Raw genomic sequence first — 23218 nt, 5'->3', positions numbered from 1 at the left:
AACGCCAACGTACAGGCCGTTGATACGTTTTAAAAGCCACCCGCCCCAACATTTTGACACGTTTCATTTTGGGGGTACCGCCAGCGCCCGCACCGACCACCCCACGCGCCGCCCCACAACCAGGCAAAGCCGCCACCGTCCCCACGAAGCACCGCCCGCACCGAACGCATCCCGGCCGCAAGCACCGCACACCCGCACGCCTCGCCCAGTGCACGGGTCGCGCAACGCCCGCATCGCGCAGTGCACGGGTCGCGCAACGCTCGCATCGCACAGCGCACGACGAACGCGCAGACGGGTGAACGGGCGAACGGGCAGACATGCGAACGCACGAACGCACGAACGGGCGAAGGTGCGAAGGTGCGAACAAGCGAAAGTGCGAACAGGCAGACACGCGAACGTGCAGACAAACGAACGTGCGAACGCGCGGACATCTGAACGTGCGGACGGGCAGACAAGTGGACGTGCGAACGTGCGGACGGGCGGGTGGTCAGCGGGAGAGGTCGCCGGCGGTGGTGGCGTCGGCCAGGAGGCGTTGGCCGGCGGTGACCATGTGGACGGCCATCGCTGAGGCGGCCGCGTCGCCGTTGCCGCTGACGATCGCGGCGTGGACGGCGTCGTGCTCGGCGATGGCCAGGCTGATCTGGGCCGGATCGTGTACTGCCCGGTCCACCCAGACCCGCAGCAGCGACCGGATGATCCGCAGCAGGTCGACCAGGGTGCCGTTGCCGGTGGCGTCGGCGAGTTCCTGGTGGAAGCGCTGGTCGGCCTCCACGAACGCGGGGATGTCGTCGCCCGCGGAGCGCATCCGCCGCAGGTGTTCGCCGAGCCGGGCGACGCTCTCGGGGCTCATCCGCTCGGCGGCCAGGCGGGCCGCGTAGATCTCGAGGGCGCCGCGGAGCTCGACCAGGTCCTCGGTGCGGCGCTTGCCGATCAGCATGCCCCAGCCGAGGCTCTGCGGCAGGAGTTCGCTGGTGCTGCCGCGCAGGAAGGTGCCCGCACCGGCGCGTACCTCGACGATGCCCAGGATCTCCAGTGCGGCCAGGGCCTCGCGGACGGCTGAGCGGCCGACGCCCAGTGTCGTCGCGAGCTGCCGTTCGGGTGGCAGGCGGGTGCCGGGCTCCAGGCGGCCGCTGGTGAACAGGTCGAGCAGGCTCGTCGCGACCGCCGACACCGCGCTCCCCGACGGCAGTGTGCCGAGCGCGGCACCGATCTCCGCCGAGCGGTCATCGCGGTACGCAGGCATGCCATCACGATAGCCGAGCGCGAAATGGCACAACCAAGCCATTCCCAAAACCGGTCAACCGGTTGTTATGATGGCGGCATCACCCCCGCAGAAGCTGCCGCCGGCCGACCGCGTCCCCACCGACGAGGCCTGTGTCGCCTGATTGAAGGGTCCATGCATGACCCGGCTGTTCAACGACCCCGTTGCCTTCGCTGACGAGATGACCGACGGGTTCGCCGCCGCCTACGCCCGGTACGTGCGCCGCGTCCCCGGTGGCGTCGTCCGCGCGGAAGGCGCCGCCCCCGGCGAGGTGGCCGTCGTGATCGGGGGCGGCTCCGGCCACTACCCCGCGTTCGCCGGCCTCGTCGGCCCCGGTGTCGCGCACGGCGCCGCCATGGGTGACCTGTTCGCGTCGCCGTCCGCCGCGCGGGCCGAGTCGGTGGCGCGGGCCGCCGACGGTGGCGCCGGTGTCCTGTTCTGCTACGGCAACTACGCCGGCGACGTCCTCAACTTCACCGAGGCCCAGGAGCGGCTGCGGGCCGCCGGCGTCGACGTGCGGACCGTCCTGGTCACCGACGACGTGTCCAGCGCGCCGCCCGAGGCCCGGGGGCGCCGCCGCGGCATCGCCGGGGACCTGGCCGTGTTCAAGCTGGCCGGCGCGGCCGCGGCCCGCGGGGACGACCTCGACGCGGTCGAGCGGATCGCGCGGCGGGCCAACGACCGCACCCGTACCCTCGGCGTCGCCTTCTCCGGCTGCACGCTGCCCGGCGCCGATCAGCCGCTGTTCCGCGTGCCCGCGGGCCGGATGGCGGTCGGGATGGGCATCCACGGCGAGCCCGGCATCTCCGACGACGACCTGCCCACCGCCGACGACCTGGCCGCCCTGTTCGTCGACCGCCTCATCGAAGAGCTCCCCGACGACGTCGCCACACCCGCGGGTGGACGCGTCGCCGTGATCCTCAACGGGCTCGGGTCGGTCAAATACGAAGAGCTGTTCGTCGTGTACCGCTCGATCGCCCGACGACTCGCCGAAGCCGGTCTGACCGCGGTCGAACCGGACGTCGGCGAGTTCTGCACCAGCTTCGACATGGCCGGCGCGTCGCTCACGCTGGTCTGGCTCGACGAGGAGCTCGAGGAGCTCTGGCGGGCCCCGGCCGACACCCCCGCCTACCGCAAGTCCCCGAGCGCCGTAACGAGGACAGTCGTGGAGTCCAGCGGTGAGGCTCCGGCCGAGGAACAGCGGCGCGCCCCCGGCTCCGAAGCGTCCCAGCGGGCGGCGGTCACGGTCCGCTCGGTGCTCGACGCGATCGCCGAAACCCTCGATGCGGCCGCCGACGAGCTGGGCCGCCTCGACGCGGTGGCCGGCGACGGTGACCACGGCATCGGCATGCGCCGGGGCTCCCTGGCGGCGGCCGAAGCGGCCCGGCGGGGCCACGGCCGGGGCTGCGGCCAGGTCCTGACGGACGCCGGTGACGCCTGGGCGGACAAGGGCGGCGGCACCTCCGGAGCCCTGTGGGGCACGACGCTGCGCACGCTCGGCCGCCACCTCGGCGACCAGGACGCACCGACACCGGAAACGGTCGCCGCGGCGGTTGCGCAAGCCCTCGCGGCCGTCCGGCGTCAGGGCGGAGCGGCCCCGGGCGACAAGACCCTCGTCGACGCCTTCGCCCCCTTCGCCGAGGAGCTGACCGGCCGGGTCGCGGCCGGGGACCCCCTCGCCACCGCCTGGCAAGCGGCCGCCCAGGTCGCCACCGCCGCCGCCGACGCCACCGCCGACCTGCTCCCCCGCCTCGGCCGCGCCCGCCCCCACGCCGGACGCAGCCTCGGCACCCCCGACCCGGGCGCCCGATCCTTCGCCCTGGCGATGACCGCCGCCGCCCAGCGGCTGCGACAAAACGAAGCAGCATCGTGACCGAACACAACCTCCGTACCCCAAACCCGGGCGCCCGCGCCGTCGCCATGACCGCCGGCGACCAGTGTCCGCGGCGACGCGAAGACCGAACGGCAATGACCGCCGCCGCCCGATACCAGACGCAACGCCAAGACCAAGTCGAGGAGACATCGTGACCGACCGCCTCAGGATCGTCGTCGGTGGTGACGACGCCGGGTTCCGATACAAGGAGATTCTCAAGGCCGATCTGGCGGCCAGCGACCTCGTCGCCGAGGTCATCGACGTGGGGGTGGACGCGGACGGGCACACGCCCTACCCGGCGGTCGCGATCGAGGCGGCCGAGCTGGTCGCCCGGGGTGAGGCCGACCGGGCCCTGCTGGTCTGCGGCACCGGCCTCGGCGTGGCCATCGCGGCCAACAAGGTCCCCGGCATCCGGGCCGTGACCGCGCACGACAGCTTCTCCGTCGAGCGGTCCGTGCTGAGCAACGACGCCCAGGTGCTGTGCCTGGGCCAGCGGGTCATCGGGATCGAGCTGGCCCGGCGCCTGGTCCGCGAGTGGCTCGGGTACCGCTTCGACCCGGCCAGCGCCAGCGCCGACAAGCTGGCCGTCCTCGGCCGGTACGAGCTGAAGGAAGCGTCGTGATCGTCGGCGTGAGCCTCAAGATGTACTTCGGCCTGCGCCAGGCCCATGACTGGTGCCGCGCGGTCGCGGAGCTGGCCGCGCACAGGCCGGAGCTCGCGGACGGCCGCACCGTGCTGTTCGTCGCCCCGAGTCACGTCGCCATCCCCGGCGCGGCCGAAGCGTTCGCGGGCACCCCTGTCCGGATCGCCGCCCAGGACGTCGCGGCCGCCGAGCGCGGGGCCTACACGGGCGAGGTGAGCGCGGCCGAGCTGGCCGAGGCCGGCGTCCGCGTCGTCGAGATCGGCCACGCCGAGCGGCGCGCCCGGTTCGGGGAGACCGACGAGATCGTGGCCGCGAAGGTCACCGTCGCGGCCCGGCACGGCATCACCCCGCTCATCTGTGTCGGCGCCGACCCGGAGGCCGAGCTCCGTGCGGCCCTCAGCGGCAACCCGCCGGGGCCGGTGTGGGTGGCCTACGAGCCCCTCGCGTACATCGGTGCCCCGAAGCCGGCCCCGACGCACGAGATCACGCCCGTGACCCGGCGCCTGCGCGAAGTCCTCGCCGAGTACACCGCCGACGGCGCCGTCCTCTACGGCGGCAGCGCCGGCCCGGGCCTGTTCGGCGAGCTCGGGGACAGTGTCGACGGCCTGTTCCTCGGCCGCTTCGCCCACGATCCCGCGAACCTGATCAAGGTCCTGGACGAAGGGGCACACCGATGATCGGCCTGGGTACCTACTCGTTCTTCTGGCAGCTGTCCGACCGCATGCCCCAACCGCTGACCCTAGGTGACGCCCTGGACCAGACCGCGGCGCAAGGCCTGCAAGTTTTCCAGATCTGCGACTACCCCAAGATCATGGACTTCGATGCAAACGCACTGCGGGACCTGCGGCAGCGCGCGGACGACCTCGGTCTCACGCTCGAACTCGGTACCCGCGGCACCACCGTCGAGCACCTCCAGCAATATCTCCGCCTCGCCGAGGTGCTCCAGGCCAAAATCCTCCGCACCATGCTCAATCCGGTCGGCGACGACGCCACGCCGCAGGAGTCGGAGGAACGGCTGCGCAAGGTGCTGCCGGACTACGACCGGGCCGGGGTCACGATCGCGCTCGAGACCTATGAGCGAGTACCCACGAAAACGCTTGTGAGGCTCGTCGAAACGGTCGGGTCCGAACGGCTCGGCGTGTGCCTGGACCCCGGCAACGGCGTGGCCGCGCTCGATCTGCCCGCCGAGACCATCGACCGGTGTGCGCCGTACGTCAAGGACGTCCACGTCAAGGACTTCGCGTTCACCCGCGGCGAGGGCTGGGTCGGGTTCCAGTACACCGGGGCCCCGCTCGGCACCGGCCTGCTCGACTACGGCCACCTCGAGCGCGCCGTCGAACCGGAGCGTCACGGCCTCTCCCAGATCGTCGAGCACTGGCTGCCCTGGCAGGGCGACCCGGCGGCGACCGCGGCCGAGGAGCGGCGCTGGACGGCCGTCGCCGTCGAATACCTCCGCGACTACCAGAAGGAGCACGACCATGCGTGACAGCGAGACATTGAAGATCGCGGTGATCGGGGCCGGCGGGAAGATGGGGATGCGGGTCTCCGACAACCTCGTCAAGACCGACCACCAGGTGTGGTACAGCGAGAACTCCCCCGCCGGCCAGGAGCGCGTGACCGCCACCGGCCGCACCCTCACCGACTCCCCCACCGCCGTGGCCGACGCCGACGTGGTCATCCTGGCCGTGCCCGACCTGGCCCTGCAGGCGGTCTCGGCCGACCTGGTCGCGCGGATGAAGCCCGGCAGCGTCGTGCTGACCCTCGACCCGGCCGCCGCCTACGCGGGCCTGCTCACCCGGCGCGACGAGGTCATCCAGGCGGTCACGCACCCCTGCCACCCGTCGGTCTTCGTGGAGCGGCACACGCCGGAGGAGTACGCGGACACGTTCGGCGGCATCGCCGCGCTGCAGGACGCGATCGCGGCCGTCGAGTCCGACGACCCGGCCGTCAAGGCGCGGGTGGAGGCGGTCGTGCGGGCCATCTTCGCCCCCGTCGGCGACGTGCACTGGGTGACGGTGAAGCAGCTGGCCCAGCTGGAGCCGACGCTGGTCGAGACCATCGCCTGCATGGTCGGCTCGCTGCTCAAGGAGGCCCTGGACGAGACCGTGGCCGGCGGCGTGCCGGAGCCGGCGGCCCGGGCCATCCTGCTCGGCCACACCCAGGTCGCCCTGGCCAACACGCTCAAGGGCGACAACCCGTTCAGCGACGCCTGCCTCATCGCGATGGACTACGGCCGCGAGTCGATCCTGCGCGACGACTGGAAGAAGGTCTTCAAGGACGACGAGCTGGACCTGGTGCTGGCCCGGATGCTGCACCTGCGCGAGATCAGCCGGCACTAACTTTCGGGTTTGGTGCTGGCCCGCACGACGAGCTCCGGTGTGAACACCTCATGGTGGACCGCACCGGACTCGATGTTCTTCAGCAGCAGGTCCACGGCGACGGAGCCGAAGTCCTCGTGCGGCGTGCGGATGGAGGACAGCGGCACGATCGACGACTCGGCGTATTCGATGTCGTCGTAGCCGATGACGGCGATGTCCTCCGGGATGCGCACCCCGGCCGTGACGAACGCGTGCATGATGCCGATCGCGAGGAGGTCGTTGACGGCGAAGACGGCGTCGGGCCGCAGCGCCGGGTCGCGGGCGACGATGCGGTGCCCGACGGCCCGGCCGGCCCGGATGGTGCGCTCGGCGATGTCGACGACCTCGAGGGTGGCCGTGCCGGCCTCCCGGACCGCGAGGCTGGCCCCTTGCAGCCGGCCGGCGACCTGCTGGATCGACAGCGGCCCGCCGACGAACGCGATCCGGCGACGGCCGAGGGTCAGCAGGTGCTCGGCGGCGAGCCGGCCGCCGACGACCTCGTCGACCGACACCGACGGCTGCTTGTCGGAGACCGCCCGGCCGCCGATGAGCACGTTGGGGGTGCCGCGGCGGCGGACCTCGGCGAGGCGGTCCTCGAGCCGCTCGAACGACGCCACCAGCATGCCGCGCACCCGGTAGCGCTCGAACAGCCCGATGTACTGGTCCTCCCGCTCCCGGTTGCCGTGGGCGTTGACGACGAACACGGCGAGGCCGTGCTCGGCGGCGCGGGTCTCGACGCCCTCGACGAGGGTGAAGAAGAACGGGTTGGCGAAGTCGGGGGCGATGTAGGCGATCGCGTTGCTCTCCCCGAGCCGCAGCTGCCGGCCGACGATGTTCGGGACGAACCCGAGCTCCTTGATGGCCAGGCGAATCCGCTCGGCCTTCTGCTCCGACACCCGCTCCGGATGGTTGAGATAGTGCGACACCGTGCCCAGCGCGACCCCGGCATGCTTCGCCACCTCGCGAATGCCGACCTTGTTCACCGCGCCGCCAACTCGTTCGCTCAACTACCCAAACCTCTCACGGTGGTACCGGACTCACGCGGCACGAGCCGGTAGCGCGGACGCACACCGGCCAGGACCCGCTCGACATCGTCCACCATGTATTCGAAGAACCGCGGCTCGGCGGCGTCCGTCACCCCGGCGATGTGCGGGCTGAGGAACACGTTAGGCATTGTGCGCAGCGGCGAGTCGATCGGCAAGGGCTCGGGCTCGACGACATCGAGGCAGGCGATGAGGTCGTCGCGGCGCAGCCGCTCGATCAGCGCCCCGGTGTCGACGACGGCGCCGCGGGAAACGTTCACGAACACCGTCCCGGGCCGCATCCGGGCGATCTGCTCGGCCCCGATCAGGCCGGTCGTCGCCTGGGTCAGCGGGACGAGGCAGATGACGACGTCGGAACGCTCCAGCACCACGTCGAGGCTGGTCAGGTCGATGTCGTAGGCGTTGGCGAGCACGTCCGGGGCGCCGGGGTCGCTGGCCAGGACGCGCACGTGGAACGGCCGGAGCAGTTCCAGGAGCCGGCGGCCGATGTTGCCCAGCGCGATGAGGCCGACGGTCTTGCCGGTGAGCTCGCCGCGCAGGTAGCCGGGGTCGTCGAGGAACACGGTCCGGTCGGGCCAGAGCAGCTCCCCGGCGACGATCCGGCGGAACAGGGCGCCCGCGTTGCGCAGGCCGATCATGGCCAGGGCCAGGGCCCACTCGGCGACCGGGTCGGAGGAGCCGTTGGTGGTGTCGGACACGACGATCCCGCGGCGGTGCGCGGCCTCGACGTCGACCTTGAACCCGAAGCGGTCGCCGTGGGTGTCGCCGATCATCCGCAGCCGCGGGGCGGCCGCCATGACCTCGTCGGTGATCCGCGGGGCGCCGTAGCTCACGACGAGCGCGTCGAGGTCCCGGACGAACTCGGTGACGCGGGCGGTCAGCGCCGGGTCGTCGGCCGGCGGGCCGAACACCCGGTCGGGGCCGTCGAGCTCGAGCCAGGCGACCTCGGCGTAGCGCTCCATCCGCTCGACGTCCTTGGCGAAGAAGTACCGTCGCCGGCCCGCGCTCGTGACGACGATCCCGACCTTCGGCCGTGCCGCGCTCATCGCAGGTGTCCCCGTTCGCGTAGGAGTGCTTCGAGGGTGCCGCCCTGGATGCGGGCGACGTCGTCCTCGCTCAGGAAGCCGGCGTGGTCGCGCAGGACCTGCAGCGCCTGGCGGTAGCTGTGGTGGGGCAGCAGCGACGGCCAGTCCGACGACCAGACCATCCGGCCGGCGCCCCAGGACTCGGCGAACGCCTTGACGATCGGCAGCCGGTCGAGATACGGGTAGTCCCACGGCCGGTCGTGCCCGTAGTAGTACCCGGACACCTTCACCAGCAGGTTCGGGATGTCCTCGCGGTCCAGGACGAGCCGCAGGGCGGCATCGATGCCGTCCGGGTGCAGCATCACGACGGCCAGGTGGTTGACCATGATCGGCAGGTCGGGGTACCGGCGGGCGACGTCACGCAGGTCGTCGTACCAGTTCGGCGGGGCCGCGAGGGTGACCAGGAGCCGGGCGTCCCGCGCGACCCGGAAGAACTCCAGGCCCTCGTCGGAGTGCAGCCAGCCGTCGTTGTCGGGGGCCAGGTAGTGGGAGATGCCGACCGGCCGGTACCGCTCGACGGTCGCCCGGAGGCGGTCCGCGGCGCCCGGCCGGTGGTAGTCGGGGCCGAAGCGGCTGTCGATGTCGGCGACCTGGAGCAGCCGCCCCGGGTGGGCCGCCGCGACCTCGGCACCGTAGTCGTTGTTGTCCTCGGCGTGCTCGATCCGGGCGTTGACCACCAGCGCGGCGTCGACGCCGGCCCGGTCCATGTCGAGGAGCAGGTTCTCGGCCCGCCCGCGGGAATCGGTGTCGGGGACGTCGGGCCGGTAGGGCCAGCGGGGCCAGACATGGGTGTGGGCGTCGACGATCAACCCTTCACCGACCCGGCGGTGAGGCCGCGCATGACCTGCTGGTTGAGGATCAGGTAGACGGCGAGGGTGCCGAACACGGTGATGCTGATGGCGGCGAAGAGGGGGCCGTAGTCGACGGAGCCGTACTCGTCGCTGAAGTGCAGCAGGCCGACCTGGACCGTGGAGAGCTTCGAGTCCACGTTGAACGTCAGCGCGATGAGCAGGTCGTTCCAGACGGAGAAGAACTGCAGCAGGCCGATCGTGAACAGGCCGTTGCGGATCAGCGGCAGGCCGATCGAGAAGAAGCAGCGGAACGGGCCGCCGCCCTCGATGGCGACGGCCTCGAACAGCTCCCGGGGTACCGCGCGGAAGTACGTGGCCATCATGAAGACGGTGAGCGGGAGGCCGTGCCCGACGTACGTGATGATCAGCGGCAGGTAGCTGTCGGAGAGGTTGAGGTTGAAGTAGATGGTGAACAGCGGCAGCAGCACCATCTGCAGCGGGACCATCATGCCGCCGACGATGAGGAAGAGCACGGCGTTGCGGCCCTTCCACACCATCACCTCAAGGGCGAAGCCGGCCGCGGCCCCCAGCAGGAGGATCAGGATCAGCGACGGTACCGTCACGATGAGGCTGTTGAGGGCGTAGTGGCCCAGGCTGCCGGTCGTCCACGCGTCGACGTAGTTGTGCCACTGCATCCCGCTGGGCAGCGACCACAGGGGCTCGTCGACGATCTCGCTCTTCGTCTTGAGCGAGTTGGTCAGCAGCCAGAACATCGGGTAGATCTCGGCGATGACGATCACCGCGATGAGCAGCTTCACCAGCAGGCCGCCGGTGAGCCGGCCGGCGAGCGAGCCGGACTCCCGGCGCGGGGACCCCTTCCGCGCGAGCGGGGGTGCTTCGACGTTGGTCGCGGTCACGGTTCAGCCCTTCGTGAGGTCGCGGCGGGAGGAGCGGAAGACGAACAGGGTCACGGTCAGGCACAGCATCGTGATGACGAGCGCGAGCGTGCTGCCGTAGCCGAAGTCGCCGAAGCTGAAGGCCGTCTTGAACATCAGCAGGTTCAGCGGCGTCGTCTGGTATCCCGGGCCGCCGTTGTTGAGCGCCACGATCGAGTCGAACACCTTGAGCGACGCGTTGAGGCTGAAGATGACGGTGGCGAGGAGCACGGGCATCGACAGCGGCAGCACGATGTGCCGGATCAGCCGCCAGTTGCCGGCGCCGTCGAGGCGGGCCGACTCCATGATCTCCTCCGGGATCTCGATGAGCCCGGCGTAGAGCAGGATCGCGAAGAAGCCCATGGTCCGCCACAGGTCCATGACGACGATGACGATGAACGCCTTGCCGCCGTCGGCGAACCAGTCGATGTCACCGAGCCCGACGAACCCTAGCAGCGCGTTGACCGGGCCCTCGGTCGGCGAGGAGGCGAACATGCGGTTGAACAGCAGGGCGACGGCGACGGTCGGCACCACGACCGGGAAGAACACCAGGGTGCGCACGAACGTCGAGGCCTTGCGCAGGACGAAGACGTAGAGCAGGGCCAGGGCGTAGCCGAGGACGATCTGCCCGACGCTGATGACGAGGGCGTACTTGAGCGTGAACCACAGCGCGTGCCCCGCCTGGGGGTCGTTGAAGAGCCGGTCGATGTTCTTCATGCCGGTGAACTCGAACCCGCGGACCGGGTTGCCGTGCATGAAGGCCAGGAAGAGGGACCAGATCGCCGGGACGACCATGACTCCCAGGTAGATCAGCAGCGCGGGCAGCAGGAAGGTCGCGATGGCCTTCTTGCTTCCGAAGACGTGCTTCACGGGAGGACCTCTCCGTTGAGGGCGGGCGGCGGCGCCGGGTGGGGCGCCGCCGCCCCGATCGAAGGGTGGATCAGACCGCGCCGATTCAGGACTCGGCGTCGAGGTCCGACTGGATGAGCGTCATGAAGTCCTTGGCCGACATCGCGCCGGTGAGCAGCGGCGCCGCGTTGGCGCTGGAGTCGTTGTTGGCCTTGGGGGTGAAGAGGCCCTCGAACCACAGCACCGACGCCGGCGCCGAGTCGATCTTCTTCTGGATGTCGGAAGTGAGCGGGGGCAGGGTGTCGACCGGGGTGTTGACCTTGAAGCCGGAGAACGTGCCCTGCTTCTTCAGCGACTCCGAGCCCCAGTTCTTCGCGATGCAGGTCAGCCAGGAGCCGACGCCGTCGTTGTACAGCTTCGCGTTGATGGCGTTGGGGGAGCCGACGTTGGCCGGGTAGCCCTTGATGCCGGGGACGCCGAAGAAGCCGATGTTGTCGCCGACCTTGTTCTGCTTGGGGTCGTTGACCGCGGCGAGGAACCAGGTGCCCATGTACATCATGGCCGCGCTGCCGTTGAGCATCTGCGCGTTCATGGTGTCGTAGTCGAGGTTGGTGATGCCGTCGATGAAGTACTTGCCCAGCTCCTGCAGCTTCTGCGCGGCCGCGACGTACTGCGGGTCGGTGAGCTTGGCCTTCTTGTCCTTGACCTTCTGCAGCGCGTCCGGCCCGAGCTGGCTGTAGAGGATCGCGCCGAGCCAGCGGCTGATCGTCCAGCCGGTCTTGCCGGAGGCGACGAACGGGGTGACGCCCTCGGCCTTGAGCTTCACCGCGGCGGCCTGGAGCTCGTCCAGCGTCGTCGGGATCGCGATGTTGTGGTCGGCGAAGATCTTCTTGTTGTAGAAGATGCCCTCGATGTTGAACTGCAGCGGCACCGTCGGGAAGCTGCCGGCGTAGAGCTGCTCGATGACCGACTGCGCGGCCGGGGTCACCTGGTCCAGCACGCCGAGCTTTTGAAACGTTTCCTTCAGGTCGAGGACCTGGCCGGAGGCCTGCAGGTCGCCCTTCGGGGCGATCAGCGACTGGGTGCCGGCGTAGAGCACGGGCAGCGCGTTCTGGCCGCCGAGCAGCTGGACCTTCGCCTGCATCTCGGAGCTCGGCGTCTGCGACAGGGTGTAGGGCAGCGCCTTCTGCGCGTCCGAACACTGGTTGGCCTTCAGGTCGTCGAACATCGCGCCGGTCTGGGTGTTCTCCGTCGTGACCAGCACGGAGAACTCCTTCGCGCCGCCCGCGGCGGCGGGGTCGTCCTTGCCCGAGCATCCCGCCAGGAGAAGGCTCGTCAGCGCTGCGATCGCGATGGGAACGCTCGCACGGCGGGGCATCATGCGAATATCCACGTTCAGGCTCCTTCAAGATTCGCACCCTGAGCGGGACTCCCAGCTCCGGCGCGTTGGGGTGATGAAACGTTACAAGCTGATTTCAGCCCGGTCAACAACCTGTACTGAAACGTAATCAGGTGTCGCGGGACCGCACTTCGTCGCCCGCGGCCTCGAGATTCGCGAAGGTCATCTCTGAGTACTTCCGGGACAACAGCATGCCGTCGGCGCCGCCGTCCAGCGCGGCCCGCACCGACTTGCGTACCTCGTCCGGCGTCGTCTGGATGACGTGATCCGGCGTGGGGATGTTGATATCGAGCCCCGGATACACGGCCACCGTGTCGGCGGTGGCCGCGACCGCGCGCCGCGTCTCGCGCAGCACGTAGTCCGGGGAGAGCCCGACGGCCGGCAGGTCGTCGAACGCGATGGCCTCGTCGTAGCCGAGCGAGGTGCGGAACAGGTCGAACACCGTCTGCTCCGGCACGCCGCGGAACACTCGGCCCGCGACCGTGCGGATGTAGTGATGCAGCCGGTAGCCGGCGCAGTTGTTGTACAGCACCGGCTTGATGAAGTCCGAGTAGGACGACATCTTCCCGAAGTCCAGCTGGGACCGGTACCAGGGGGAGAACGAGTTGTGGTGCCAGATGTGCCAGCCGACCCGGACCTCGGGGTCGAGGAACTTGACGGTCCCATAGAGCCGGGCCTGGAACTCCTCGTACGCCCGGTGCCACAGCCGGTCCCAGGCGATGATCTCCGGGTAGGTGCCCAGGAGCCGCAGGAAGCGGATGAAGGAGGAGTCCCCGACCGGCTCGTCGGGGGCCTGGTCGTTGAGCAGCCGGTCCAGCTCCAGGTAGCCCTGGCGGGCCCGGCGCACGTCGACGCCCTCGCGCTCGCCGGCCTCGACGCACCAGCGGCAGAAGCAGTACGGGTTGCCGTTGCGGGCGAACCCGCCGTCGCCGAGCGCGTTGTCCAGGGGGCCGTTGCGCTCGGAGCCCCACATGATGCCATCGAGGTGGTAGCTCTTGACCTGATCCTCGACCAGCGAGAGCCACCAGTGCTGATAGTCGGGGTTGCGCAGGCACGCGTAGGCGTCGGCCCGGCCCCAGGCGTCGACCTGCAGGACCTTCGGCCAGTTCGGCACGTGTTTCGTGAGGCCCGAGTGGGTGTTCTCGAGCAGGAAGGAGTAGACGGCGAGGCCGCGCTCCCGGGCCGCCGGGATGACGTCGCCGAGGGCGTCGAACCCGTCGACCTCGGCGTCGCGGGCCCGGTGCGGCCCGAGCACGGTCCCGCCGTAGAACTCCGGGTGCTGGGTGACGAACGACCCGCCGAGGTGGACGTCGTCCTTCTCCTGCGGGCCGTGGCCCGGCCACGGCCGGTAATAGGTCTGCCGGCCGGCCAGCCCGCGGTCGAAGGCCTGGGTCGCGACGAACACCGCGTTGACCGCGGCCTTCTCCACGACCGTGTCGAGCACCTTCTCGACGCCCTCGTCGGCGAACGAGATGGCGCCGACCTGGATCCCGATGAGCGGGGCCATGCCTACTCCTCCCCCGGGCCGAGGGCCGCCGGAATCTCCACGCCCAGCTCGATGAGCTGGTCGGTGACGACCCGGATGGCGTTGAGGGCCTTCGGGAAGCCGCAGTACTGCACCACGTGGATCACCGTCTCGAGGATCTCGGTCGGGGTGCAGCCGACCCGGATCGCGCCCCGCGTGTGGCCCCGCAGCTGCGGCTCGAGGCCGCCGATGGTCACCAGCGAGGCCAGGGAGAGCAGCTCCCGCTGGGCGAGGGTCAGGCCCGGGCGCGAGTAGATGTCGCCGAAGTTGAACTCGACGCCGAACCGGGCCAGGTCCTGCGCGAGGCCGGTCTGCATCTCGACCAGGCCGTCGGCCTTGCCTTCGCCGTAGACCGCTTCGAACCAGTGCGCGCCTTTTTCGAACCGTTTCAAGGTGACCTTCTCGTTAGATGGAGTGGCCGCCGTCGAGCGGCAGGACGACGCCGGTGACGTTGACACCGGCCGGGCCGGCCAGGAACACGATCGCCGCGGCCAGATGCTCGGGGTCACCGAGCAGCCGGGTCGGGATCTGGTCGAGCAGTGCCTCGCGCCGCTGCGGGGTGTCCCGGTCCCGGCCCGGGGTCGCCTGGGCCCCCGGCGCGATCGCGTTGACGGTGACGCCCTGCTCGGCGACCTCGATGGCGAGGGCCTTGGTGAGCCCGACGACCCCGGCCTTGGCCGCGGCGTATGCGGTCGCCCCGCGCACGAGCCGGCCGCCCGACACCGCGGCGATCGAGGCGATGTTGACGATCCGGCCCGACCGCGCGGCCAGCATGGCCGGCAGCACCGCCCGGGTCACGTTGAACACCTGGTCGAGGTTGCGGGCCAGCTGGGTCCGCCAGGTCTCCGCGCTCATCTCGTGGAAGAAGCTCACGGCCCCGCCGCCGGCGCCGTTGACCAGGATGTCGACCCCGCCGAGGCGGCCGATGAGCCCGGCCGTCGCGGCCTGGACCGCGTCGAAGTCGGTCAGGTCCACGGCCGCGGAGGCCCACTCGCGGCCCGCGGCCCGCACCCGGTCGCCGGTGCCGCCGAGGCCACCGGCGTTGAGGTCGAGCCCGCCGACGTCCGCGCCCTCCCGCGCGAAGACCTCGCAGATGACCGCGCCCAGCGCGCCCGCGGCCCCGGTGACGATCGCCCGCCGGCCCTCTAGCTGTCCCACACGCTCTCCTTGTACTCGTCCCGCCACCGGTGCCGCGCGGTGAAGCCCAGCTCGTCGCGGGCCTTGCGGGTGGACATCAGCGACTCGAACTCGCCCAGGTCGGCGGCGACGGGCACGCCCGGGAACCACCGGGCGGCCAGGTCGGCCGACGGGATGTCCAGGCCGGTGTCGGGGGCCGCGACGTTGTAGACGGCGAACCCCGGCTCGCCCCGGGCCAGGGCGAGGGCCACCGCGCGGGCGCCGTCGCGGGCGTCGACGTAGGACCCGAGCAGGTCCCGGCGGTAGCCGGGGTCCGACGCCCGGGCGAACCCGCCGTACTCCCCTTCGCCGACGACGTTGGTGAAGCGCAGCGCCGTCACCGACAGCTCCGGCTGCCAGGTGATGAGCTGCTCGGCCATCGTCTCCTCGAGGACCTTGCCCAGCCCGTAGGTGTTGCGGGCGGCCCGGTGGTCCTCGGTGACCGGCAGCGCGGGCGGCGGTAGGTCGAACGGGAAGCCCATCGCCGTGATGCTGGAGGCGAGGACGATCCGCCGGATGCCGGCCCGCAGCGCGGCGAAGTGCACGTTGAACGCCGCGACCATGTTGTTATGAAACGTTGTCACATCCGGTACCAGACCGTTGACCGGGATGGCGGCCAGGTGGACCAGCGCGTCCAGGCCCGCGTGCCGCGCGGTGACGCCGAGCAGCGAGTCCAGCACCTGGCCGTAGTCGGTCAGGTCGACCCTCGTGAAGCCGAATCCGGCCTCGCCCGAAAGGTCCAGCCCAAGCACCTCGTGCCCGTCTTTGCGCAGGTGAGCCAGGGTAGCCCGGCCCAGCTTCCCGGAGCTGCCGGTGACCGCGATCCTCATGTCGTTCCCTCCTGCAATCCCCCGGACCGGTAACGAGCCGGAAGATCGTCGGGTGGCGCCGGGCGGGGTGTAGCTCCGGCTGGGGTCCATCTTGTTTCGCTGGTTGAAACGTGTCAAGAACTGTTGTTACAGTGCGGTCCGCCAAACCGTTTCGAGGAAAGGCCAACGAAATGCCGGGCACGCCCTCCGCGCCGCGGATTGAACATCACCGCGAGCCCCGGGGCATCGGCGAGCCCGCCCCGCGTGTTTCGTGGACGACGACGGCGGAACCGGACTGGCGCCAGTACGCGTATGAGCTCGAGCTCGCGCGCCGCGGTACAACCGAAGTGGTCCGGGTCGAAACGACCGAGCAGGTCCTGGTCCCTTGGCCGTCGGAGCCACTCCTCTCCCGGGAGCGGGCGACCGTCCGCGTCCGGGTGGCCGGGGGCGACGGGGCGTTCGGCCCCTGGTCGGAGCCCACGGAGCTGGAGGCCGGGCTGCTGGAGGCGGGCGACTGGGTGGCCGCACCGGTCGGCGCGGCCTGGGAGGAGGACCCTGAGTCCGACGACCGCCGCCCGTCCCTGGTCCGCCGGGAGTTCACGGTCGGGGCCGGCCTGGTCGCGGCCCGCCTCTACGCGACCGCGCACGGCCTCTACGAGGTCGAGCTCAACGGAACAAGGGTCGGCGACGACGCCATGTCGCCCGGCTGGACCGTCTACGGCCAGCACCTGCGCTACTACACCTACGACGTGACCCCACTGCTGCGCGAGGGCGGCAACGCCATCGGCTCGTGGCTCGGCGACGGCTGGTACCGCGGGCGCCTGGGCTGGCGCGGCGGGTTCCGCAACGTCTTCGGCGCGGACCTGTCGCTGCTCGCCCAGCTGGAGCTGCACTACGACGACGGCCGGATCGAGACCGTCGCCACCGACGCGTCCTGGCGGGCCGCGCCGAGCCCGATCATCCGGACCGGCAACTACGACGGCGAGGACTACGACGCCCGCGCGGAGCAGCCCGGGTGGTCGTCCCCCGGTTTCGACGACACCGCCTGGACGACCGTTGCGGTGCACGAGCAGGATCCGGGGGTACTGCGTGCGCCGAGCGGCCCGCCGGTGCGCTGCACGGAGGAGGTCGTCCCGGTCGCGGTGCTCACCGCACCGAGCGGCGCCCGCATCCTCGACTTCGGCCAGAACCTCGTCGGCCGCCCCCGGATCCGGGTGCACGGCCCGCGCGGCGCGACCGTGCGCATCCGGACCGCCGAGGTGCTGCAGGACGGGGAGCTGTACACCCGCCCGCTGCGCTCGGCGCGCTCCACCGACCACTACACCCTCGCCGGCCGCGAGACCGAGGAGTGGGAGCCGCGGTTCACGTTCCACGGCTTCCGCTACGCCGAGGTCACCGGCTGGCCCGGCGACCTCGACGCGGCCGTCGCCGCCGGTGACGTCGTGGCCCGGGTCTACCACACCGACCTGGAGCGCACCGGCTGGTTCGGCTGCTCCGACCCGATGCTGGAACAGCTGCACAGCAACGTCGTCTGGGGCATGCGCGGCAACTTCCTCGACATCCCGACCGACTGCCCGCAGCGCGACGAGCGCGTCGGCTGGACCGGCGACCTGCAGGTCTTCGCCCCGACGGCGACGTTCCTCTACGACGTGTCCGGCATGCTGGCCGGCTGGCTGCGGGACGTGGCCCGCGAGCAGCTCTCCGACGGCACGATCCCCTGGTATGTCCCGGTGATCCCGTCGAAGCACATGTGGACCCCGATCCGGCCCGGCGCGGCCTGGGGCGACGCCGGCACGCTGACCCCGCTGACCCTGTTCGACCGCTACGGCGACGTGGCGGTCGTCGCGCGGCAGTTCGACAGCGCCCGCCGCTGGGTCGACCTCATCGACCGCCTGGCCGGCCCCGACCATCTGTGGAACGAGGGCTTCCAGCTCGGCGACTGGCTCGACCCGGCCGCGCCGCCGGAAGACCCGGCCGACGCCACCACCGACCGCTACCTGGTCGCCACCGCCTACTTCGCCGCCTCCGCCCGCGCCGTGGCCCGGATGGCCGACCTCCTCGGCCGCCCCGACGACCGGGCCCACTACACGCACCTGGCCGACGCGGTCCGCAAGGCCTTCGCCGCCGAGTACGTCCTCCCGGGCGGCCGGATGACCAGCGATGCCCAGACCGCCTACTCCCTGGCCCTGGCCTTCGACCTGATCCCCGACCCGGCCGAGCGCGCGGCCGCGGCGACCAGGCTGGCCGAGCTCGTCGCGGAGGCCGGCAACCGCATCGCGACCGGCTTCGTCGGCACCCCCCTCGTCTCCGACGCGCTGTCCGCCAACGGCCGCCTGGCCACCGCCTACGACCTGCTCCTCGAGCGCGGGTGCCCGTCCTGGCTCTACCCCGTCACGCAGGGCGCGACCACCATCTGGGAGCGCTGGGACGCCCTGCTCCCCGACGGCACGGTCAACCCGGGCCAGATGACGTCGTTCAACCACTACGCCCTGGGCGCGGTCGCGGACTGGATGCACCGCGTCGTCGCCGGCCTGGCCCCCGCCGCCCCCGGCTACCGGGAGATCCTGTTCCGCCCCCGGCCCGGCGGCGGCCTCACCCACGCGTCCGCGCGGCACATCACCCCCTACGGCGAGGCCTCCATCGCCTGGCACCGCACGCCCGACGGCCTGGAGGTCGACGTGACGGTGCCGACCGGCACCACGGCCGTCCTCGACCTGGAGGGACTGCCGCCGCGGCCGCTCGGCCCGGGCCGCCACCACCATCACCACCGGACCGCCGCGTGACCGGACTTCCCGTCGTCGTGCGCGGCCTCGGCCTGGACGACGCGGAGCGGCAGGAGCTGCGCGACGCCGCCGGGCCCGGCCTCGACCTGCGCTTCCCGGCCGACGGCGCGGACGTGGACTTCACCGACGTCGTCGCCGCGGTCGGCCGGGTCGGCGACGCCGAACTGGCCGCGGCCCCGGCGCTGCGCTGGATCCACCTGTGGACGGCCGGCGCCGACCACGCCTTCACCCCCGGCCTGCTGGCCCGGCCCGAGATCACCTTGAGCGCGTCCGCCGGCAACGGGGCGGTCGGCCTCGCGGAGCACGCGATCCTGCTGCTCCTGCTCCTCGACCGGGGCGGCTGGCACTGGGCCCGGGCGCAGCGGGAGCACCGCTGGGACCCGGCGACGCACGGCGAGCTGGCCGGCCGGACCATCGGCCTCGTCGGGTTCGGCAACGCGGGCCGGCACCTCGCCGGGATCGCCCGGGGCATGGGCATGCGCGTCCTCGCGACCCGCCGCACCGCCGGCGACGACCCGGCCGTGGACGCCATGTATCCGCCGGACCGGCTCACGCGGATGCTCCCGGAGTGCGACGCCGTCGTCGTCACCGCCCCGCTCACCCCGCAGACCCGCGGGCTGCTGGGCGAGGCCGAGTTCCGCGCGATGAAGCCGACCGCCTACTACGTGAACGTCTCCCGGGGCGAGGTCGCCGACGCCGACGCGCTCGACCGGGCGCTGGACGAGGGGTGGATCGCCGGCGCCGGCCTCGACGCCCACCACGTCGAGCCGCTCCCGCCCGGCAGCCCGCTCTGGGACCGGCCCAACGTGCTCGTCACCCCGCACAACGGGTCGACCTCGCGGCAGTCCCGCCGCCGGTCCTTCGACACCGTCGCCGCCAACCTGCGCCGGTTCGCGGCCGGGGCGCCCCTCGCCTCCGTGGTGGACCGGACCGCCGGATACTGAACCGCTCGCCCCTCGAGGTACGACAGTAGGGGTGTGGACCCAGACCCCCGCGACGACGCCCGGCTCCTCGCGGCGACCGCCGACGGTGACCGGGCGGCGTTCGGCGAGCTGTACCGGCGCCACCTGCCGTGGCTGCTCGCCCGGCTGAGCCGGCGCTGCGCCTCGCCGGAGCTGGTCGACGAGGTCGTCCAGGACACGTTCGTGGCGATCTGGCGCTCGGCCGGGAAGTGGGACGGCCGGGGCGAGCCGGCCGCGTGGATCTGGGGCATCGGCATCCGCCGCCTCGTCGACACGCTGCGCCGCAGCCACCCACCGGCCGGCGAGCTGATCGAGTTCCCCGGCGTCGAGACGTCCGCGGAGGAGCACGTGCTGCTCGCCGTCCAGTACGGCGACGTCGGCGCGGCCCTGGCCAGCCTGTCGCCGGAGCTGCGGGCCGTGGTGCAGGCGACCGTCCTCGACGGGCTGACCACGCGGGAGGCGGCCCGGCTGCTGGGCATCCCGCCCGGGACCGTCAAGACGCGGATGATGCGGGCCCGGGCCCAGCTCCGGGAGCGGCTGACATGACGGGGGGACGGCGATGACCGAATGGCACCTGGAACCGGCGACGATCGGGCAGTACACCCGAAACGCCCTGGCTCTTGAGCAGACGGCGTCGGTGGAGGCGCATCTGCTGCGGTGCGGGCAGTGCCGGGCCGTGCTCGCGCCGCACGTCGACGCCGGGCGGGCCGCGGCGATCTGGGCCGAGGTGGCCGACCGCATCGACGCGCCCCGGCCGGCCTGGCCCGAGCGGCTGCTGATCCGGCTCGGCGTCCGGGCGGAGACGGCCCGCCTGGTCGCCGCGACCCCGACGCTGCGCGGGCCGTGGCTCCTCGCGATCGCCGCGGTCCTCGCGTTCGCGGTCTGGGCGGCCCAGCTCGACCAGCGCCTCCTGCCCCTGTTCCCGGTCGCCGCGCCGCTCGGGCCCCTCGCCGGGGTCGCGGTCGCCTTCGCCGGCGGGCTCGACCCGACCCGGGAGATCGGGCTGGCCGCGCCGTACTCGGGCCTGCGGCTGCTGCTGATCCGCACGGCCACGGTCCTGGCCGTGACCGTACCGATTGTCGCCGTCGCCGGGCTCGCGCTCCCGGGTCCGCACTGGGCGGCCGCCGCCTGGCTCCTGCCGACGGCCGGGCTCACCGGGGCCGCACTGGCGCTCACCGGCCGCCTGACCCCGCTCGCCGCGGCCGCCGTCGTGGCCGCGGCCTGGCTGCTCGTCACCGTGCCGATCACCGCCGCCGGCCGGCTCGACCTGGCGTTCGGCGCGGCCGCCCAGGTCTTCTGGCTCGCCCTGGCCGCCGCCGCCCTGTTCAAGCTGAGGAGCATCGCATGAGCACCGTTGTCGTGCGGGGCGCGACGAAGTCCTTCGGCCGCACGGCGGCCCTCGACGGCGTCGGCTTCGAGGCCGGCCCGGGCGTGACCGGGCTGCTCGGGCCGAACGGCGCCGGCAAGACGACACTGCTGCGGATCATCGCCACGGTGCTGGCCCCCGACGCGGGAACGGTGACCCTGCTCGGGCGCGACCCGGCCCGCCCCGGCGAGCGCACCGGCATCCGGGAACGCCTCGGCTACCTGCCGCAGGACCCCGGCTTCCACCGCGGCTTCACGGTCTTCGAGTTCATCGACTACGTGGCGATCCTGAAGGAACAGACCGACCGCCGCCCCCGCCACGACGAGGTCCGCCGGGTCATCGCCGAGACCGGCCTCGAGTCCGTCAGCGCCAAACGGATCCGCTCGCTCTCCGGCGGGATGCGCCGCCGGGTCGGCCTCGCCCAGGCCCTGCTCGGCCGGCCCGACCTGCTGGTCCTCGACGAGCCGACGGTCGGCCTCGACCCCGAGCAGCGCCTGCGCTTCCGCGAGATGATCTCCGCCGCGGGCGAGGGCCGCACCGTGGTCATGTCCAGCCACCAGACCGAGGACATCACCGCCCTGTGCACCCGGATCGCCGTGATCCATCAGGGCCGCGCCCGCTTCACCGGCACCCCGGCCGAGCTGACCGCGCAGGCCGCCGGCCGCGTCTGGACCGAGGGCCGCCGCTCCCCCGCCGCCCTCGCGGCCTGGGGCACCGGCGACGGCACCTACCGCAACATCGGCGACCCTCCACCCGGCGCGGCCCTGACCCCGCCCACGCTCGAGGACGCGTACCTGCTGCTGATGGCGGCGCCGTCATGACCGCGCTGACCCTCCGCGAGTCGTACCGCCTGGCCCGCCACCCCGTCATCTGGCTGATCCCGGTCATCGTCCTCACCGCCTCCGCCCTGGACGGCGCCACCAACGGCCGCGGCCCCGCCTACTGGTACGACACGATCTTCATCGCCCTCACGTTCTTCGGCCCGATCTTCACCCTCTTCGCGGCCAACCTCGTCGCCGGCAGCGCCCGCCGCAGCCGCGCCGAGGAGATGCTCCAGGCCACACCCGCCTCCGACCCGGCCCGGACCTGGGCGATGGCCCTGGGGATCGCCCTGCCCCTGCTCGCCGCCGGCCTGATCGGCGTGGGCGCCATGGCCCTCCTCGACACCGGCTACGACCTCCCGCCCGACGTGGCACTGAGCCCCGGCGAACTCGCACAACTCCCGCTCATCCTGCCCGGCGCCGGCCTCCTCGGCCTCCTCGCGGCCCGCCGGCTGCCGTTCACGGGCGGCGTCCTGATCATGTTCGTCGCCGCCACCATCGGCGCCCTCGTGCTCTTCCGCCGCTTCGACGCCGGCCTCTGGTGGATGTGGTGGACGACCGCCCAGCCCCCCGAGGGCACCGCCCCGCCGCCGGGCCGGCCGTGGCTGCACGCGGCCTACCTGGCCGGCCTCTGCACCTGCGCCGCCGTGGCCGCCGTCCACCGTGACCGCCGCCGCCTCCTGCTCACCGGCGCGCCGATCCTGGCCGCGACGCTGATCGTCGGCTGGCTGCAGCTGCGGTGACGGTCACCTGGGAACTCGTCCGGGCCGGGCACCTGGTGCGCAGCGTGCGCCTGGCCCCGCTCCTCCCCGCCGTCGCCACCGCCGCCGTACTGCTGGTGACCCGCCGCGACGGCACCCCGGACGCCTTGGGCGACCTGCGGTTGCTGGCGTTGCTGCTGGCGCTCGGGTGCGGCTACGTGCTCGACGACAGCGCAGCCGGCTTGCTGCAGGCCAGCCCCTGGAGCCTGGCCCGCCGCCTCACGCTGCGCATGGGCTGCGCCACGGCCGTCACCGCTCCACTGTGGACGCTGATGCTGGCCTACCTGCTGCCCTCGGCCCCGGCGGCCGACCGCTGGGACCTCGGCCTCGGCACCACCATCGAGCTGGCCGCGGCCCTCGGAGTCGTCTGGGCGGTCGCGGCTTGGGCCCGCCGCCGCGGCGTCGACCACCCCGGCCTCATCACCAGCCCGGCCCTGCTCGCGGCGCTACTCCTGGCAGCGTCGATGTCCCGCGCGCCGATGCTGGTGAGCACAGGTCCACAGTGGACGACAGCGCACCTGCGCTGGTCCGCCGTCCTGGCCGCCGCGACCGTCACGCTCCTGGCCGCAATGCGCGACCCAGCCCACCGACTCCCGCATATTCCGTAGCCGAAGGCCCCCGCCATGCTCCTGGCCGCGATGCGCGACCCACCCACCGACTCCCGCCTATTCTGTGGCCGAAGGCCCCCCGGCCCGTTACCACCGAAAGACGACCACGACGGACCCGCCGGATTCTTCACGGACCGCAACCAACAAACCGCAACCAACCCACGGTCCGGA

General features: G+C 72.1%; 23 protein-coding genes. 12 read left to right on the top strand and 11 right to left on the bottom strand.

Annotation, left to right across the window (positions count from 1 at the left end):
• Positions 1 to 487: 487 nt before the first annotated feature.
• The gene (locus tag ACIA8L_RS37600) at positions 488 to 1243 is read right to left on the bottom strand and encodes a FadR/GntR family transcriptional regulator (protein WP_395912125.1); all 756 of its coding nucleotides are present in this window, start codon (positions 1241 to 1243) and stop codon (positions 488 to 490) included.
• Between the two features lie 157 nt (positions 1244 to 1400).
• Here ACIA8L_RS37600 and ACIA8L_RS37595 point away from each other — a divergent pair, with 157 nt between their 5' ends.
• The 5 genes from ACIA8L_RS37595 (at position 1401) to ACIA8L_RS37575 (ending at position 6116) form a co-directional block, all read left to right on the top strand.
• Entirely contained in the window at positions 1401 to 3134 is a 1734-nt protein-coding gene (locus tag ACIA8L_RS37595; RefSeq protein ID WP_395912124.1) for a dihydroxyacetone kinase family protein, read from the top strand.
• Positions 3135 to 3285: 151 nt separating this feature from the next.
• Entirely contained in the window at positions 3286 to 3756 is a 471-nt protein-coding gene (locus ACIA8L_RS37590) for a ribose-5-phosphate isomerase (protein WP_395912122.1), read from the top strand.
• Complete coding sequence (locus ACIA8L_RS37585) at positions 3753 to 4454, top strand: triose-phosphate isomerase family protein (RefSeq protein WP_395912121.1); 702 nt, start codon at positions 3753 to 3755, stop codon at positions 4452 to 4454. Before ACIA8L_RS37590 ends, ACIA8L_RS37585 begins: the two co-directional genes overlap by 4 nt.
• A complete protein-coding gene (locus ACIA8L_RS37580; protein WP_395912119.1) occupies positions 4451 to 5263 on the top strand; it encodes a sugar phosphate isomerase/epimerase family protein in 813 nt (270 codons plus the stop codon). Before ACIA8L_RS37585 ends, ACIA8L_RS37580 begins: the two co-directional genes overlap by 4 nt.
• Complete coding sequence (locus ACIA8L_RS37575; RefSeq protein WP_395912117.1) at positions 5256 to 6116, top strand: phosphogluconate dehydrogenase C-terminal domain-containing protein; 861 nt, start codon at positions 5256 to 5258, stop codon at positions 6114 to 6116. The genes ACIA8L_RS37580 and ACIA8L_RS37575 overlap by 8 nt, the downstream gene beginning before the upstream one ends.
• On the opposite strand, the gene ACIA8L_RS37570 is transcribed toward ACIA8L_RS37575, so the two are convergent.
• The 10 genes from ACIA8L_RS37570 to ACIA8L_RS37525 form a co-directional block, all read right to left on the bottom strand.
• On the bottom strand, positions 6113 to 7141 hold the full coding sequence (locus ACIA8L_RS37570) for a LacI family DNA-binding transcriptional regulator (RefSeq protein ID WP_395912115.1): 1029 nt from the start codon (positions 7139 to 7141) through the stop codon (positions 6113 to 6115). The genes ACIA8L_RS37575 and ACIA8L_RS37570 overlap by 4 nt on opposite strands.
• The gene (locus tag ACIA8L_RS37565; protein ID WP_395912113.1) at positions 7138 to 8223 is read right to left on the bottom strand and encodes a hydroxyacid dehydrogenase; all 1086 of its coding nucleotides are present in this window, start codon (positions 8221 to 8223) and stop codon (positions 7138 to 7140) included. Before ACIA8L_RS37565 ends, ACIA8L_RS37570 begins: the two co-directional genes overlap by 4 nt.
• The gene (locus ACIA8L_RS37560; RefSeq protein ID WP_395912112.1) at positions 8220 to 9071 is read right to left on the bottom strand and encodes an amidohydrolase family protein; all 852 of its coding nucleotides are present in this window, start codon (positions 9069 to 9071) and stop codon (positions 8220 to 8222) included. The genes ACIA8L_RS37565 and ACIA8L_RS37560 overlap by 4 nt, the downstream gene beginning before the upstream one ends.
• The gene (locus ACIA8L_RS37555; protein ID WP_395912111.1) at positions 9068 to 9970 is read right to left on the bottom strand and encodes a carbohydrate ABC transporter permease; all 903 of its coding nucleotides are present in this window, start codon (positions 9968 to 9970) and stop codon (positions 9068 to 9070) included. The genes ACIA8L_RS37560 and ACIA8L_RS37555 overlap by 4 nt, the downstream gene beginning before the upstream one ends.
• 3 nt (positions 9971 to 9973) lie before the next feature.
• Positions 9974 to 10858, bottom strand: a complete 885-nt coding sequence (locus ACIA8L_RS37550) for a carbohydrate ABC transporter permease (protein ID WP_395912109.1) — start codon at positions 10856 to 10858, stop codon at positions 9974 to 9976.
• An 85-nt stretch (positions 10859 to 10943) separates the two neighbouring features.
• Positions 10944 to 12230, bottom strand: coding sequence for an ABC transporter substrate-binding protein (locus ACIA8L_RS37545; protein WP_395912108.1), 1287 nt, complete (start codon positions 12228 to 12230; stop codon positions 10944 to 10946).
• Positions 12231 to 12345: 115 nt separating this feature from the next.
• A complete protein-coding gene (locus ACIA8L_RS37540; protein ID WP_395912106.1) occupies positions 12346 to 13743 on the bottom strand; it encodes a hypothetical protein in 1398 nt (465 codons plus the stop codon).
• 2 nt (positions 13744 to 13745) lie between these two features.
• A complete protein-coding gene (locus ACIA8L_RS37535; RefSeq protein ID WP_395912105.1) occupies positions 13746 to 14153 on the bottom strand; it encodes a carboxymuconolactone decarboxylase family protein in 408 nt (135 codons plus the stop codon).
• 13 nt (positions 14154 to 14166) lie between these two features.
• Entirely contained in the window at positions 14167 to 14919 is a 753-nt protein-coding gene (locus tag ACIA8L_RS37530) for an SDR family NAD(P)-dependent oxidoreductase (RefSeq protein ID WP_395912103.1), read from the bottom strand.
• Positions 14907 to 15767, bottom strand: a complete 861-nt coding sequence (locus tag ACIA8L_RS37525; RefSeq protein WP_395912102.1) for an NAD-dependent epimerase/dehydratase family protein — start codon at positions 15765 to 15767, stop codon at positions 14907 to 14909. Before ACIA8L_RS37525 ends, ACIA8L_RS37530 begins: the two co-directional genes overlap by 13 nt.
• Positions 15768 to 16093: 326 nt before the next feature.
• On the opposite strand from ACIA8L_RS37525, the gene ACIA8L_RS37520 reads away from it, so the two are divergent.
• From ACIA8L_RS37520 to ACIA8L_RS37490, 7 genes are read left to right on the top strand one after another with little or no spacing between them, the layout of a single operon-like run.
• Positions 16094 to 18529 (top strand): family 78 glycoside hydrolase catalytic domain, encoded by a 2436-nt coding sequence (locus ACIA8L_RS37520; protein ID WP_395912101.1) that lies wholly within the window; start codon positions 16094 to 16096, stop codon positions 18527 to 18529.
• A complete protein-coding gene (locus ACIA8L_RS37515) occupies positions 18526 to 19473 on the top strand; it encodes a D-2-hydroxyacid dehydrogenase (protein WP_395912099.1) in 948 nt (315 codons plus the stop codon). Before ACIA8L_RS37520 ends, ACIA8L_RS37515 begins: the two co-directional genes overlap by 4 nt.
• Positions 19474 to 19506: 33 nt before the next feature.
• Positions 19507 to 20037, top strand: coding sequence for an RNA polymerase sigma factor (locus ACIA8L_RS37510; RefSeq protein ID WP_395912097.1), 531 nt, complete (start codon positions 19507 to 19509; stop codon positions 20035 to 20037).
• A 13-nt stretch (positions 20038 to 20050) separates the two neighbouring features.
• Positions 20051 to 20839 carry a hypothetical protein gene (locus ACIA8L_RS37505; RefSeq protein ID WP_395912096.1) on the top strand — a complete coding sequence of 263 codons (789 nt, stop codon included), beginning with the start codon at positions 20051 to 20053 and terminating at the stop codon, positions 20837 to 20839.
• Positions 20836 to 21678 (top strand): ABC transporter ATP-binding protein, encoded by an 843-nt coding sequence (locus ACIA8L_RS37500; RefSeq protein ID WP_395912094.1) that lies wholly within the window; start codon positions 20836 to 20838, stop codon positions 21676 to 21678. Before ACIA8L_RS37505 ends, ACIA8L_RS37500 begins: the two co-directional genes overlap by 4 nt.
• Positions 21675 to 22421, top strand: a complete 747-nt coding sequence (locus tag ACIA8L_RS37495; RefSeq protein ID WP_395912092.1) for a hypothetical protein — start codon at positions 21675 to 21677, stop codon at positions 22419 to 22421. Before ACIA8L_RS37500 ends, ACIA8L_RS37495 begins: the two co-directional genes overlap by 4 nt.
• Complete coding sequence (locus ACIA8L_RS37490; protein ID WP_395912090.1) at positions 22418 to 23047, top strand: hypothetical protein; 630 nt, start codon at positions 22418 to 22420, stop codon at positions 23045 to 23047. The genes ACIA8L_RS37495 and ACIA8L_RS37490 overlap by 4 nt, the downstream gene beginning before the upstream one ends.
• Positions 23048 to 23218 lie beyond the last annotated feature (171 nt).

This window comes from Dactylosporangium sp. NPDC051541 (genome assembly GCF_044454505.1).
Classification (GTDB): Bacteria; Actinomycetota; Actinomycetes; order Mycobacteriales; family Micromonosporaceae; genus Dactylosporangium.
This window is presented reverse-complemented; position numbering and strand designations above follow the sequence as displayed.